Source organism: Phycicoccus sp. Soil803, assembly GCF_001429685.1.
Lineage (GTDB): Bacteria > Actinomycetota > Actinomycetes > Actinomycetales > Dermatophilaceae > Pedococcus.
In genome coordinates, this window is sequence record NZ_LMST01000001.1 from 621040 (window position 1) to 633826 (window position 12787).

18 protein-coding genes are annotated in these 12787 nt (G+C 69.1%); 13 read left to right on the top strand and 5 right to left on the bottom strand.

Translation table 11 applies throughout. From position 1 onward, the window contains the following. Nucleotides 1-39: 39 nt before the first annotated feature. The 3 genes from ASG95_RS02985 to ASG95_RS20660 all read left to right on the top strand — a co-directional run bounded on the left by ASG95_RS02985 (nt 40) and on the right by ASG95_RS20660 (nt 1928). Nucleotides 40-1254: a glycoside hydrolase family 1 protein gene (locus tag ASG95_RS02985; protein WP_369820352.1), complete on the top strand. Its 1215-nt coding sequence runs from the start codon at nt 40-42 to the stop codon at nt 1252-1254. 109 nt (nt 1255-1363) lie between these two features. Then, nucleotides 1364-1645 carry a LacI family DNA-binding transcriptional regulator gene (locus ASG95_RS22300; protein WP_082592285.1) on the top strand — a complete coding sequence of 94 codons (282 nt, stop codon included), beginning with the start codon at nt 1364-1366 and terminating at the stop codon, nt 1643-1645. Nucleotides 1646-1700: 55 nt separating this feature from the next. Next, nucleotides 1701-1928, top strand: coding sequence for a LacI family DNA-binding transcriptional regulator (locus ASG95_RS20660; protein ID WP_082592286.1), 228 nt, complete (start codon nt 1701-1703; stop codon nt 1926-1928). 598 nt (nt 1929-2526) lie between these two features. Here the strand turns inward: ASG95_RS20660 and ASG95_RS21940 are convergent. After that, nucleotides 2527-2679 carry a hypothetical protein gene (locus tag ASG95_RS21940; protein ID WP_235544262.1) on the bottom strand — a complete coding sequence of 51 codons (153 nt, stop codon included), beginning with the start codon at nt 2677-2679 and terminating at the stop codon, nt 2527-2529. Here ASG95_RS21940 and ASG95_RS02995 point away from each other — a divergent pair. The 3 genes from ASG95_RS02995 to ASG95_RS20665 all read left to right on the top strand — a co-directional run bounded on the left by ASG95_RS02995 (nt 2666) and on the right by ASG95_RS20665 (nt 4452). Then, the gene (locus tag ASG95_RS02995) at nt 2666-3508 is read left to right on the top strand and encodes a LacI family DNA-binding transcriptional regulator (protein ID WP_235544119.1); all 843 of its coding nucleotides are present in this window, start codon (nt 2666-2668) and stop codon (nt 3506-3508) included. The genes ASG95_RS21940 and ASG95_RS02995 overlap by 14 nt on opposite strands. Before the next feature lie 234 nt (nt 3509-3742). Next, on the top strand, nt 3743-4048 hold the full coding sequence (locus ASG95_RS03000) for a hypothetical protein (protein WP_057376510.1): 306 nt from the start codon (nt 3743-3745) through the stop codon (nt 4046-4048). Between the two features lie 122 nt (nt 4049-4170). After that, a complete protein-coding gene (locus ASG95_RS20665; protein WP_082592288.1) occupies nt 4171-4452 on the top strand; it encodes a WhiB family transcriptional regulator in 282 nt (93 codons plus the stop codon). 667 nt (nt 4453-5119) lie between these two features. Here ASG95_RS20665 and ASG95_RS03005 read toward each other — a convergent pair. Beyond that, on the bottom strand, nt 5120-5557 hold the full coding sequence (locus ASG95_RS03005) for an SRPBCC family protein (RefSeq protein WP_056922141.1): 438 nt from the start codon (nt 5555-5557) through the stop codon (nt 5120-5122). A gap of 122 nt (nt 5558-5679) precedes the next feature. On the opposite strand from ASG95_RS03005, the gene ASG95_RS21125 reads away from it, so the two are divergent. After that, nucleotides 5680-5844 carry a hypothetical protein gene (locus ASG95_RS21125; protein ID WP_157581702.1) on the top strand — a complete coding sequence of 55 codons (165 nt, stop codon included), beginning with the start codon at nt 5680-5682 and terminating at the stop codon, nt 5842-5844. Nucleotides 5845-5903: 59 nt separating this feature from the next. Here ASG95_RS21125 and ASG95_RS21130 read toward each other — a convergent pair whose 3' ends face one another. Next, entirely contained in the window at nt 5904-6179 is a 276-nt protein-coding gene (locus ASG95_RS21130; RefSeq protein ID WP_200961862.1) for a hypothetical protein, read from the bottom strand. A 120-nt stretch (nt 6180-6299) separates the two neighbouring features. On the opposite strand from ASG95_RS21130, the gene ASG95_RS03015 reads away from it, so the two are divergent. From ASG95_RS03015 to ASG95_RS03035, 5 genes are all read left to right on the top strand, one after another. Next, nucleotides 6300-6722, top strand: coding sequence for a hypothetical protein (locus ASG95_RS03015; RefSeq protein ID WP_057376512.1), 423 nt, complete (start codon nt 6300-6302; stop codon nt 6720-6722). Nucleotides 6723-6803: 81 nt separating this feature from the next. After that, complete coding sequence (locus ASG95_RS03020; protein ID WP_056922144.1) at nt 6804-7478, top strand: DUF6766 family protein; 675 nt, start codon at nt 6804-6806, stop codon at nt 7476-7478. Nucleotides 7479-7523: 45 nt separating this feature from the next. After that, nucleotides 7524-8639, top strand: coding sequence for an acyl-CoA/acyl-ACP dehydrogenase (locus ASG95_RS03025; RefSeq protein WP_057376513.1), 1116 nt, complete (start codon nt 7524-7526; stop codon nt 8637-8639). Then, nucleotides 8636-9970, top strand: coding sequence for a bifunctional PIG-L family deacetylase/class I SAM-dependent methyltransferase (locus tag ASG95_RS03030; protein ID WP_057376514.1), 1335 nt, complete (start codon nt 8636-8638; stop codon nt 9968-9970). Before ASG95_RS03025 ends, ASG95_RS03030 begins: the two co-directional genes overlap by 4 nt. After that, the gene (locus tag ASG95_RS03035) at nt 9949-10683 is read left to right on the top strand and encodes a glycosyltransferase family 2 protein (RefSeq protein WP_057376515.1); all 735 of its coding nucleotides are present in this window, start codon (nt 9949-9951) and stop codon (nt 10681-10683) included. Before ASG95_RS03030 ends, ASG95_RS03035 begins: the two co-directional genes overlap by 22 nt. 12 nt (nt 10684-10695) lie before the next feature. Here ASG95_RS03035 and ASG95_RS03040 read toward each other — a convergent pair whose 3' ends face one another. Together ASG95_RS03040 and ASG95_RS03045 are read right to left on the bottom strand one after the other, a co-directional pair. Next, nucleotides 10696-11436, bottom strand: coding sequence for a GAF and ANTAR domain-containing protein (locus ASG95_RS03040; RefSeq protein WP_057376516.1), 741 nt, complete (start codon nt 11434-11436; stop codon nt 10696-10698). Nucleotides 11437-11484: 48 nt separating this feature from the next. After that, nucleotides 11485-12216, bottom strand: coding sequence for a GAF and ANTAR domain-containing protein (locus ASG95_RS03045; protein WP_057376517.1), 732 nt, complete (start codon nt 12214-12216; stop codon nt 11485-11487). 163 nt (nt 12217-12379) lie between these two features. On the opposite strand from ASG95_RS03045, the gene ASG95_RS21560 reads away from it, so the two are divergent. Beyond that, entirely contained in the window at nt 12380-12760 is a 381-nt protein-coding gene (locus ASG95_RS21560; RefSeq protein ID WP_162259348.1) for an STAS domain-containing protein, read from the top strand. The last annotated feature ends 27 nt before the right edge of the window (nt 12761-12787 follow it).

The following is a 12787-nucleotide window of genomic DNA, read 5'->3' on the forward strand; positions in this document are numbered from 1 at the left end:
CCGTAGGGCTGCAGCGGCGAGCTGGGTTAGGCACCGGCGTTGAATCCTCCCCCTAGACCCAGAAGGAGCACTCCCATTTCACCAGCGTCCCCGCTCAGGTTCCCCGAAGACTTCCTCTGGGGTGCGGCCACGGCAGGTCATCAGACCGAAGGCAACAACACCAACAGTGACTGGTGGGCCCGCGAAACCCGTGGAGACCCAGCGATCGCCGACCGCAGCGGCGACGCCTGCGACAGTTACCACCGCTACCCCGAAGACATGCGATTGCTTGCCGACGCGGGCCTAAACAGTTATCGCTTCAGCTTGGAATGGTGTCGGATCCAACCAGAACCCGACTACTTTTCCCGCGCCGAGATCGATCACTACCGGCGCATGGTCGACACCTGCCATGAGCATGGCCTGAATCCGGTGGTGACCCTGCACCACTTCACCATCCCGCAGTGGTTGGCCGCCGAAGGAGGATGGCGCCACCCTGACGCCGCCGACCTGTTCGCGCGGTTCACCGAAGCGATCCTGCCAGTGGTCTCCGAGGGCGTGCACTGGGTGTGCACCATCAACGAACCCAACATGATCGCCAGCAGCACACGGCAGGACGCCACAGGACTCTTGGGCAACCTGCCTCAGTCTGACCCTCAGGTCTCGGACGTCCTCGTCGAGGTTCACAAGCGTGCTCGCGACGTCTTGTCATCGGTGCCCCGCATCAGGTCCGGGTGGGCGATCGCCACCCAGGCCGTCCAAGCCGAACCCGGTGGCGAGGTCCTCGCTCACAGCTACAGCTACGCCATCGAGGACTTCTTCCTCGAAGCGGCACGCGGCGACGACTGGGTCGGCGTGCAGGCATACACCCGCACCGTCATTGGCCCCAATGGGCCTCGCCCTGTACCCCAGGACTCTGAGACCACCCTGACCGGCTGGGAGTACTACCCATCAGCGCTGGGCTACGGGATCCGCAACGCGTGGGATCTCACCCGTGGTGTCCCGATCCTTGTCACCGAGAACGGGATCGCCACCGCGGACGACACCCGCCGCATCGCATACACCCACGGTGCCCTGACCGCGCTCCACCAAGCCCTCGACGAGGGAATCACTGTCCGGGGGTACCTGCACTGGTCGGCGCTGGACAACTACGAGTGGGGGTCCTACCGGCCCACCTTCGGGCTCATCGCGGTCGACCGAAACACATTCATCCGCACCGCGAAGCCCAGTCTGCGCTGGTTGGGCGACACCGCGAAGGCCAACGCCCTAGCCCGATAGACCGAAATCGACTTACCCAAGCCGGTGGCAGGGTCCAGCCGACTCTGGTGGGCCCGGCAACAGCTACCTTCATTGAAGCGAGAGTCCTCACCCTTAGGCAGGCCTTCCCATGACCACAATCACAGATGTGGCAGCCGCGGCAGGTGTGTCTGTCGCCACCGTCTCACGGGCGCTTCGGGGGCTGGATCACGTGCGCCCCCAGACCCGCGAGAAGTGGCTGGACTCCCCAGCGGGCATACTGGCCTTCCGACGCAGCGACGTCGAGTGCTGGCTCAACACGGGCAGCGAGCCGGCGCGCCTGCCGGTCGGGCAGGTCCTCCTGCGATCCGTAACCGAGGGTCAGGGCGACCTTCTCCCCCCGAACTCCGCGGCCTGGGTGGTCACGTCATGAACACCCCGACCATCCGCGCTGACCGCGAACCACTCGCCATCGCAGGGCGCGCGCTGTGACGGCCACGCCGCAAAACGGCGCAGAGCCGAGGAGCCGACCGACTATCCATGACGTTGCGCGGGTCTCCGGCGTGAGTGCCAAGACGGTCTCGAGGGTCATCAACAATGAGCCCCACGTGCGAGGAGAGACGCGTGAGCGGGTCGCCCGGGCAATCAGTCTCCTTGGCTATCAACGCAATGAGGCAGCGGCGCAACTTCGGCGCGGTTTGCGACGGTGCCCGTGAGGCAACAGACCGTTAGCCATGTTTCGAGGATCCTGGGGCATCCTTCTCGCTGGGAGCTCACATCGGGCCCCTTCTTCGTTGGGGGTGGGTTAGCCGGCACAGGAAAGTTGCCTCGGATGGCTTCCGTGTCGGGCGAGAACTGCGGCGGTCGCAGCGGTGGTCGGACACGATGTGCGCCAGCCTGTGGGTCGCTAACTGCAAGGGGGATTGAGCTGGTGCTGGATCAAGGTCGCATGTTGATTGCGACCGCTCACAGCGAGGGTGCTTGTCAATGACATCAGTACATGCGCGTTCCATGCGGAACCTTTGGATCGAGGACGGCAGGTCCGTGGACAAGTGCGACTGCGCACTCGACCACCCAGCTCACAGCGACCAGAAGGGCGGGCAGGGCCCGACAGCGCCTCGGGCCGGGCAGGGTCTGGCCGATCATGAAGGTGGGCGCCGCTGATGATTAGACCAACCTCGCAGCACCAGCACGGGGAACATCGGGACCCTGGGCAGGCAGTTCCGTGAGCACCATCAAGGATGTAGCCCACGCAGCGGGTGTGTCCGTTGCCACTGTCTCCCGTGCCCTTCGAGGGATGGACAGTGTTCGCCCTCAAACGCGTGACAGGATCCAGCGGTTGGCATCGGAGATGGATTTCGTTGCCTCACCCACAGCGGCATCGCTTGCCTCGGGCCGGACCAAGGTCATCGCCGTCGTCGCACCTTCGCGGACACGTTGGGATTTCGCGACCTTGGTCAGGGGCATTGACCGCAGGTTGCGACAACACGATCACATGGTCTTTCTCGTGGACCTGGAAGATGAAGGTGGCAACCCCCGCCGGCGACTGTCTCAGACGATGTTGCTCAAGCGTGTCGACGGCGTCATCGCGCTCCACGTCCCGGTTGACGAGGGGGAGCTGGAGATGCTCGACCGGCTTGACCTTCCCCTGGTGGCTGTCGGGACCCCCGTTCCAGGGCGTTCCCTGATTCGGATCGATGACGCCCGCGCAGCTCGCTTGGCCACGGAACACCTGATCGGGCTAGGCCATACCCGTATTGCCTTCGTGGGCATCAGGCCGGACACCATCGGTCAAACCCAAGCGTCGCAACAACGCCTGCAAGGCTTCAGGGAAGCCGTTGCACATCATGGCCTTTCCTACCCAGCGCACTTCATCATCGACGCTGGGTGGACTGCTCTTTCGGCTTCAATCGCCGTCAGAGAGCTGCTTCGGGCCCCGGACCGTCCGACAGCGGTGATGACAGTCTCTGACGAAGTGGCGATGGGGGTCCTTCAGGCCGCACGGCGTCTTGGATTGAGAATTCCGCACGACTTGTCGGTCATCGGCATTGACGACCACGTGTTCTCGGACGTCATGGACCTCACGACCATGCGACAGGACCTCCAGGCTCAGGGTGAGATGGCTGCCGAGATGCTCCTCCAGCGAGTGCGGAACCCAACCATTCCGGCCGTGAACGTGACAGCGCCAACGGAGCTTGTGCTGCGCGGGACCACGGGCAGTCCGGGACCTGACCGCACTGACGCTGCGACCCGGATGGCCGACACGGGATCCAACGAAGCCCTCCGAGGCCACTGATGACCAAGGTCTCCCCACAGCCTTGCATCCCACGCACCAGCGCCCCAGAGCAGTCACAACCGGGGACCGTCGGGCGGCGGTTCCACACGGTCCCGCAGGATCACCGCGCCCTCCGGAGCGGCGGCCAGTCTGCCAGCCTCCCGGTGGATTCGGCCGATTCATCGTGCCCCCACTGGTCCCCACCGGATCGACTCCTGCTCGAGCTGCGATCCAAGACCCGAAGGAGAATCAGCCATGATGCCCGAAGATATTGGCGGAGACGATGTCGGCGCGCAGGGACACCCAGCAAGGCGTAGGACCCAAGAGGAACGTTCCGGCTACATGGTCGGGAAGCTTGCCGGAGCCGAGCACGGGTTGCTGCGGGACATGGTCACGCCGTTCGCGATCAGGGCTGCGCAACTGGGTTTAGCCGTTACACCGGATGCCGTGGCTTGCCTCGCCGAAGCGATGCGGCGGGGCGCCCTTGACGAGATCGTGGCCGCCTGCAGGGGTGACAGCCGTTCCGACGCCAAGCGATCGGTCCCATATCGGGCCGATTGATTCGGCGGGGCTTCTTGGTGGGCGAGCGACTTCGTTCGACAAGGCCTCGGCAATAGGTAGAACGTGTCGCCTCTGCATTGGGCCCAACGGTGGCGGCGCCTCGCCGCGGAGAGTAGGTCGCCATGGTTCGAGCAGCACGTCTGCCGGGCCCTGTCGCCGACGTGTGGGAATGGCAGTTGGAGGGCGCATGTCGGGAGGCAAACCCCGAGCTCTTCTTCCATCCCGAGGGCGAGCGGGGCGCTGAGCGTCGTTCCCGCGGGTCTCAGGCCATCGCGGTTTGCCACGGATGCCCAGTGCTGCAGTGTTGCGGTGATTATGCCCTCAAGGCGGGCGAGCCGTACGGAGTGTGGGGAGGAATGACCGAGGACCAACGGTTGGCCCAGCAAAGCACCCGGGACAACTAACGCCGCCCTAGGTGCTTCTAGCCCTCGCCCGGAACTCCACAGCTCTGAAGCAGCGGAGCAGCGGAGTCGGACAGAGCACCGGAGCTCCGGCGGTGAGGACTTTCTTTACTGGCTTAAACGCGGCTTCGCCGCGAGCCGCGCCTGCGGCGCGGCCGTGCCGGGCATGCGGCCTGGCGGCCGTTCCGGGCGCGGCCGCGCCGAGGGCGGCACAGGAAAGCAGCGCCCTGGCCAGATTCCAGGACGCTGCTCTCAACTCAGGCTCAGCTCACCGTCTACTGCGCTGATGACGGACGGAGCGGGCGCGCGCATGGCTGCCGTAAGCCCCAGCCAGCACCTTCCGGGATACTCCCGTCTGCAAACCCGTGAAGCTGACTTCCGTACCGGCATCGCAGCCGGTCACCTTCCAACGCGCTTCCTTTTGGGTCAATGCGCAGACCCGCGTTGCCGGCTCCCGTGCGCGCCGCACCCACCGCTTTGCCCACCGCTTTGCCGCCGAACTGTCCGCTACGGCAGCGAGACGACCGCTACTTGCGGCAGCCTCGTTGTGCACGATCGAGGCGGCGATCGGTATCAACCAGAACAGTCGGAAGAGTGGCGCGCAAAAACAAGGGGTTGGGGGTTCGAGTCCCCCCGTCGGCTCCCTGTGACCGGCTGATTCCGCGGGGTGTCAGCGGGTCTCGGCCCGGCGGAGCACGGTCTCGAACTGCTTGGCCAGTGTGCGCGCGCCCACGAGGGGGATCAATCCGGCGACCAGCTTGCCCTTGAAGGAGTTCGGCTTCCGGTTGAGGGTGACCCGCAGGTCGGTGCCGCCGGCCGCCGGGGTGAGCTCGTAGTGCCAGCTGCTGCCGGGGCCCCAGAGGTTCGAGTCGAGGGTTTCGATGGTGACGGTGCCGGCCGCGGCGTCCCACGAGTACCGCTCGCGCTCCCAGCCCATGCCGGTCCCCTCGGTCACCTCGGCCCAGTCCGGCCCCTGGTCGTGGACGGCGAAGTGGGCGTCGTCCACGTTCGGCCACCAGCGCGCCCGGTCGGGGCCGAAGTCCGTGATCACCGCCAGGGTCTCGCTCGGCGACAGGCTCGTGTGGACGGTGAAGTGCGTGGTCGCCATTCGGGGTCCTTCCGTGGGTGGTCGGCTCGGTCCGCCGTCGTGCCCATCATGCGCCACAGCCGAGGTATGCCGCGTGGTGACCGACGCTGGACGGTCGCCGATTTCAGGAGCACGCTTTTCGTATGGTCACCGTGCTCGGATGGGCCGCCCTGGTCGTGGGTGTGCTCGGCTTCGTCGTCGGGCTGCGCCGGAGCCGCCGCAACGACGAGCTCGAGCGCGGCCTGGTCCTCTGGATGGTGCTGTCCTGGGCGGGGACTGCGGCCGTGATCGGCGCTTCGCTCGACTAGGCGCCCAGCCACCTCAGAGGAGCTGACGCCAGGCAGGCGGACCTGACGCCGGGCAGGCGTCACTCGTTGGTGGTGCCGATCCGCACCTTGCCGTTGCCGCTGCACTCGGGCAGGTGCGCCTCGGCGTCGCGCCGGGCCTTGCCTCGTGCCCTCCGGGCCGCACCGACCCAGTTGCAGCTCTTGCAGTAGCCGAAGGTGAAGGACCCTTCTTCGCGGACCGCGACGGAGTCCGTCTCCACCTGGGTGATGGTGGCCCGGTGCTTCTGGCCGGCCTCGTCGGTGAGCGTGAGGTTGTGACCCTTGCGCTTGAGGAACTGCAACGTCGGTCTCGCCACGGCGTCATCCTCCCCCATGAGGCAGGCCGTCGCCTCCGTGGTCTCGGAAATACCGGTGAAGGTCAGGGGGCCGGGCGGGTCCGGGTCGATGGGATGCCCACGGGTCTAGAGTCCCGTCTCGTGATCCCAGACCGCTTGCGCGCCGTAGTCGCCCTGATCGCCGTGGGTTTCGTCACCAGTGTGCTGCTGAGCGGGTGCTCCGGCCAGGGCAACGCGGAGGCCGGCAACGCGCAGGCTGCGGCGGTGTCGTTCAGCCGAGCCGTCGCTGGCGCGACCGATGAGGCGTGCGGACTCCTCGCGCCACAGACCCGCATGGAGCTCGAGGACCGCGAAGGTCCTTGTGCCAGTGCGCTGCCCGCCGAGCTGCAGTCCAGGCCCGGGCCGGTGAGGTCGACCGAGGTCTACGGGAAGGACGCCATCGTGCGACTCGAGTCGGACACGATCTTCCTCGCCCGCTTCCGCGACGGCTGGCAGGTGACGGCGGCCGGGTGCGCCCGCGCCCAGGTGGGTCGGCCGTACGACTGCAAGGTCAAGGGAGGCTGACGTGCGCCCCCTCTTCATCGGCTACCTGCTGTTCATCGGCCTCGGTCTCGCCTTCTGCTTCGCGATGGCGGTGACGCACCGGTGAAGCGCAGGCTGAAGGAGAACGGCCTGACCCTCGCCTTCTCGGCGCTGCTGCTGGCTGCGCTGGTCGGGCAGGCCCTCACGGGACGAGCGTCCTACAACGAGTCGGCGGTCGATGCCGGGCTGCCCCTGCTGAGCCTGGCCGAGTACGTGACGTCCTCGCAGTTCGCGGTGGACGTCGCGGAGAACTGGCAGTCGGAGTACCTGCAGTTCCTGCTCTACATCTTGTTCACGGTGTGGCTGCTCCAGAAGGGCTCGCCCGAGTCCAAGCCGCTCGACAAGGCCGGCCGGGAGTCGGACGAGGAGCAGAAGGTGGGCGCCCACGCCGAGGCCGGCTCGCCCGGGTGGGCGAAGGTCGGCGGCTGGCGGACAGCGCTGTACTCGCGTTCCCTCGGGCTGCTCATGGGCCTGGTCTTCCTGGGGTCGTGGAGCGCCCAGTTCGTCGCCGGGCGCAGCGCCTACAACGCCGAGCAGCTGCACGACCTGCAGGACCCGCTCGGGTGGGCGCAGTACCTCCAGGCGCCCGACTTCTGGAACCGCACGTTCCAGAACTGGCAGTCCGAGTTCCTCGCCGTGGGCAGCATGGTGGTGTTCAGCATCTACCTGCGCGAGCGGGGGTCGCCCGAGTCCAAGCCGGTCGGCAGCCCGCACACCGCCACCGGCGTCGAGGGCTAGCTCGCCCAGGGGTTTGGTGCCCAGCCCGCCGGGTAGGGCCTGACCGTGAGCAAACCCGCCATCGCACCGCTCGTCCTCGTCGACCGGAGGGTCGACCCCGACGTGGCCAGGACGATCGCCTGCACGGGGTACGAGGCGGGCCGGGCGGCGTCCTCGCCAGACACCGTCGGGGAGGCCCTGCGGGTCGCGTCGGAGTGGGGACCGAATCTCCCGCGTCCGGGCGGTGGGAGGACGGCAGCCCTCTGGTCGGTGCTCGCCACCGTCGGGTCGGTCGACCTCACCGTCGCGCGGGTCGTCGAGCCACACGTCGACGCCTTGGCGATCCTGGCCGAGGCCGGCCTCGACAGCGCCGTGGCGCCCGCAGGGGCCACGTGGGGTGTGTATGCCGCCGAAGGCCCGGGCCTGCGCCTGACTGCGGCCCACATGGGGTCACGGTGGATCCTCGACGGGCCCAAGCCGTGGTGCTCGCTGGCCAATCGGGTGACCCACGCGCTCGTCACGGCGTGGGTCGACGACACGACGAGGGGCCTGTTCGCGGTCGACCTCCGCGCGAGCGGAGTGCGTCCGTCGGCGCGAGAAGGGGAGTGGGTGAGCCACGGCCTGCCGGACGTCACGAGCGGCGGGTTGGAGCTGACCCGGGTGCGTGCCGTCCCCGTGGGAGGGCCGGGCTGGTATCTCGAGCGGCCGGGTTTCGCGTGGGGCGGGGTCGGCGTGGCAGCCGTCTGGTTCGGGGCGGCAGTGGCCCTGGCCCGGAGGGTTGGTCGGCACGTGGCCGACCGCCCGGCCGACCAGGTGGCGCAGCTGCACATCGGTCAGCTGGACCTGGCCCTCTCGACCGCCCGCCAAGCGGTCGCCGCGGCGGCTGCGGTCGCGGACCGGACGGCGGACCGAACCTCGGGCAGGGCGGCGGACGCAGCGCCGGGTGACGAAGCGCCCGGACTGGTGGCGGCGCGGGCCCGAAGCATCGTGGCGGAGTCCGTCGAGACCGTGCTCCGCGTGGCCGACCACGCCATGGGCCCCGGCCCCCTGGCGACGGAGGCCGAGCACGCGCAACGGGTGAGCGACCTGCGCTTGTACGTCCGGCAGCACCACGCAGAACGTGACGTGGCGAACCTCGGGCAGCAGGTCCTGGCCGCAGCAGGATCGGGATCGCCCTGGTGAGGGCCTTCACCCATGACGACCGTGGCACCTCCCGCCGAGAGTGGGACGACCTGCTCGAGACCGCGGCCCTGCCGCTGCTCGACCTCTCGCCCTACCGACGACTGGTGGTGGTTGGCGCTCATCCGGATGACGAGAGCCTCGGGGCAGGAGGTCTGCTCGTCACGGGGGCGGCTCTCGGACTGGTGACCGCACTGGTGGTCGCGACGGACGGCGAGGGGTCCCACCCCGGCTCGCCCACCCACGACCCCGCGGCGCTGGCACGTCGTCGCCGAGCCGAGCTCGGCGACGCCCTGGCGGCGGTGGGGCAGGGCGGGGCGACGGTCATCACGCTCGGGCTCCCCGACGGTCGGGTCGGTGACCACGCGGACGAGGTCGTCGCCAGCATCGTCGACGTGGTGGGCGACGGGCGCGACTGCCTGGTCGTCGCGCCATACCGGGGGGACGGGCACCCGGACCACGAAGCCATGGGCTCCGCTGCCGCTGCCGCCGCGCACCGCACCGGCGCCACCCTCGCCGAGTACCCCATCTGGCTCTGGCACGCGGGCGGGGAGCATGACCTCCCGCTGCGTTCGACGGTGCGGTTGCCCCTGACCGCGCGCACTCGAGCAGGCAAGCAGGCAGCAATCGCCTGTCACACCAGTCAGATCCGGCCCCTGTCGGACCAGCCGGGAGACGCGGTGATGTTGCCGGAAGCGGTCCTCGAACACTTCGCGGGCACCGACGAGCTCTTCGTCCTCACGCCGGCTGGGCAGACCCGGGACGACCGCCTCGACCGTCTCCACCGCGATGACGACGACCCGTGGGGTGCCGAGTCGAGGTGGTACGAGCAGCGGAAGCGCTCGCTCCTGCTTGCTGCCCTCCCGCGCCCCCGCTTCACGCGAGCCCTCGAGGTGGGGTGCTCGACGGCGGTGTTGACCGAGGCGCTGCAGGAGAGGGCGGCGCGGGTGGTCGCGATCGACAGCTCGCCGGCTGCCCTCGACCTGGCGCGGCGTCGTCTGGGTGACCACGCAGACCTGCGCGAGGTGGACGTGCCGTGGCGGTGGCCGGAGGGCTCGTTCGACCTCGTCGTGGTCTCCGAGGTGGGCTACTTCCTCAGCCCGGTGGCGCTCGAAGGGCTGGTCGGTCGGGTGGCCGACAGCCTCACGCCGGACGGCGTCGTGGTCCTGTGCCACTGGCGGCACCCGGTGAAGGGGTGGCCGCTCGACGGGGAGGACGTCCACCGCGCCTTCGCTTCGGCGGGGATCCCCGAGCGCGCGGCGACCTACCGCGACCGGGACATCGAGATCGTGGTCCACACGGCACCCGAGCAATGGCCGGACCCGCACCGGTGAGCGGTCTGCGCGCGGTCCACGTGGTCGTCCCCGCCCGCAACGAGGAGCAGCTCATCGGTCGGTGTCTCGACGCGCTCTCGGACGCCCGGACGGCGCTGCGCGCCGAGCGACCGACCCTCGAGGTGCGAGTCACCGTCGTCCTTGACGGGTGCGCTGACGGCACGGCCGCCATCGTGCGTCGAGCCGACGCCGTCGACGCCCTCCACGTCACGGAGCTCACGCCCGGCGGCGCCCGGGCGGCCGGGGTGCGCCGGGTCGGCGACCTGGCCTCCGACCTGGACGGTGGGCAGGTGTGGGTGGCCTGCACCGACGCCGACAGCGTGGTGCCGGTCGGCTGGCTGGCCGACCAGGTGCAGTGCGCCGAGGAGGGTGTCGTATGCCGTGTCGGCACCGTCCACCCGGAGCTCGGGCCGGCGGAGCGTCGGCTCCACCTGGGCTGGCTGGCGCGGCACTCCCACGCCGACGGGCATGTCCACGTGCACGGCGCGAACCTCGGCTTCACCCTGGCGGCATACGAGCAGGCCGGCGGCTTCGCGCCGCTGGACTGCGGTGAGGACGTCGACCTCGTGCGACGGATCCGCGCCGCAGGACTGCCCGTCCGGTCGACCGGCCACGACCCGGTCCGGACGTCAGCGCGCCGCTCGAGCAGGGTGCGCGGTGGCTTCGCCGACTACCTCGCCACCCTCGCCGTGGACCTCGCCCGCGCCACCTGACCGGCGCGGGCCCTAGGGCTTGGGGCCAGGTCGAGGCCGGGTCAGGTCGGGGTGGCCGTCGGGGTCGGAGAGGACGGCTTGGGCGACGTCACCCAGTCGGTGGTGGTTGGTGCGGGCATAGCGACGCATCAGCTCGAAGGCGAGGTTGACGTCGATGTCGTGCATCCTCGCGAGGGCGCCCTTCGCCTGCTCGATCATGATCCGGCTGTTCAGGGCGCTCTGGAGCTGCTCGGTGAGGAGCTCACCGCTGCGGATGGCTCGCTCCTGGAGGATGGCGATCGTGGCGATGTCGGCCAGGGACTGGACGATGCGGGTGTCCTGCTGCCCGAGCTCGCCGGGTTGGGTGCTGAACAGGTTCATCGCACCGATCACCTTGCGCTGGTGGCGCAGCGGGAAGGCATGGACCGACCGGTAGCCCGCCGCGACGGCCCTGGGGGCGAAGTTCGGCCAGCGGTCCTCGGCCTCGCTGAGCTCGGCGTTCACGACCGGCTGGCCGGTGTTGAAGCAGTCCAGGCAAGGACCTTCGCGGTACTGCAGCTGGAACAGCTCCAGGAGCTTGATCGACTCGGCCGACGAGGCGACGTACTGCAGCTGACCTTTCGGGTTGGCAAGCAGGAGCCCGGCGGAGGCCGCACTGCTGACCTGGGCGGTGTGGTTGGTCAGCGTCTCGAGGAACTCGATGACGTCGAAGTCGTCGACGAGCGTGTCGGCAGCCTCCACGAAGATCTCGGCCAACCGGTCAGTGGAGATCATGCCTGGCCAGTCCTTCCTGCCCGGACGTCGCCGGTCCGTCCCGCCGGGTCACGGCTCGTCCTTGCTCAACCTCAGGCTACCTTCCACGATGTCGCGGGCGACATCGGTGAGGGTGCGTTCGTGGGCGTAGGTGTGCGCCCTCAGTCGGGCCATCGCCTCGTCCAGGCTCACCCCGAGGTCGACCATGACCATGCCCTGGGCCTGGTAGACCTCGAGCCGGTAGGCGAGTGCGTCGTCCAGGTCGGCGGCCCCTCCGGCCTGGGTCGCCGTCTGCGAGTCCAGCAGCAGCCGCATGGCTATGTCGGCGAAGGTCAGCGCCTGGGAGAGCGCCCCCTGGGTGAGCCCGCCCGCCTCGTGACGATAGACGTCCATCGCCCCGGCTCGAGCCGTGCCGATCTGGAGCGGGAAGGCGAACACCGCCCGGACCCCCTCGTCCTGTGCCGCGGCGGCATACCCCGGCCAGCGGGCGCTCCCGTGCCCGAGCAGGTCAGGTTCGAGGACCGGGCGACGCGACGCGTAGGCCTCGATGCAGGGACCTTCGCCCAAGGTGAACTGGAGCTCGTCCAGCCGACGGCTGACGACGTCCGAGGCGGCGATGGTGCCTCCGAGGTGGCTGTCCTCGGTCAGCACGCTGACCCCCACACCGGACGCGGGCAGGTTGCGGGACAGGGCCGAGCAGAGGCGTTCCATCCGGCCGAAGGGTGCTGGCTCGGGTGACGGCGACTGTTCCGCGTCGATGAGCCGGTTGGCCCGCGCGACCCGTGCGGCAGCGTCCGGCATCTCAGGGACTCGGACGTTCGCTGGCGGGCGACCGCCTCTGGTGTGCCACGAGCTCAGCGTAGACCCCTCAGTGGTGGTGTTGTCTCGGCGTGAGGAGGCGTACTGTGATGGGCGAGGCCACCCCGGACCCCGGTCGCGACAGTTGCTATCGGCGGAGCCCATGATGAACACCCAGCCCTTCCACGCCAGGCCGGTCCTCCACCTGGTGCCGCCTTGGTCGGTGGCGCCCGCACCGGAGTCGCCCCTGAGGGTGACCCACGACGACCAGGGGGCGCTCTGGGTCTTGGCGCTGACCGGTGAAGCCGACATCAGCACCCGCGACGTCCTGGCGCGTGGCCTCGCCACGGCGCTCGCGATGAACCGGGGGGTGCTGGCCGTCGACGTCTCGGGTCTGGAGTTCTGCGACTCCTGGTGCGTCGATGCCGTGCTCGAGGCCAACAGCCAGGACTCCAGCAGCACCATGGTGCTCGTGGGCGGCCGGGGCATGGTCGGCCGCGTGTTCGACCTGCTCGACCCTGACGAGACCCTCGCCCGCCACGCCTAGGTGGTCAGCGGACCTGAAGTGCGGCAG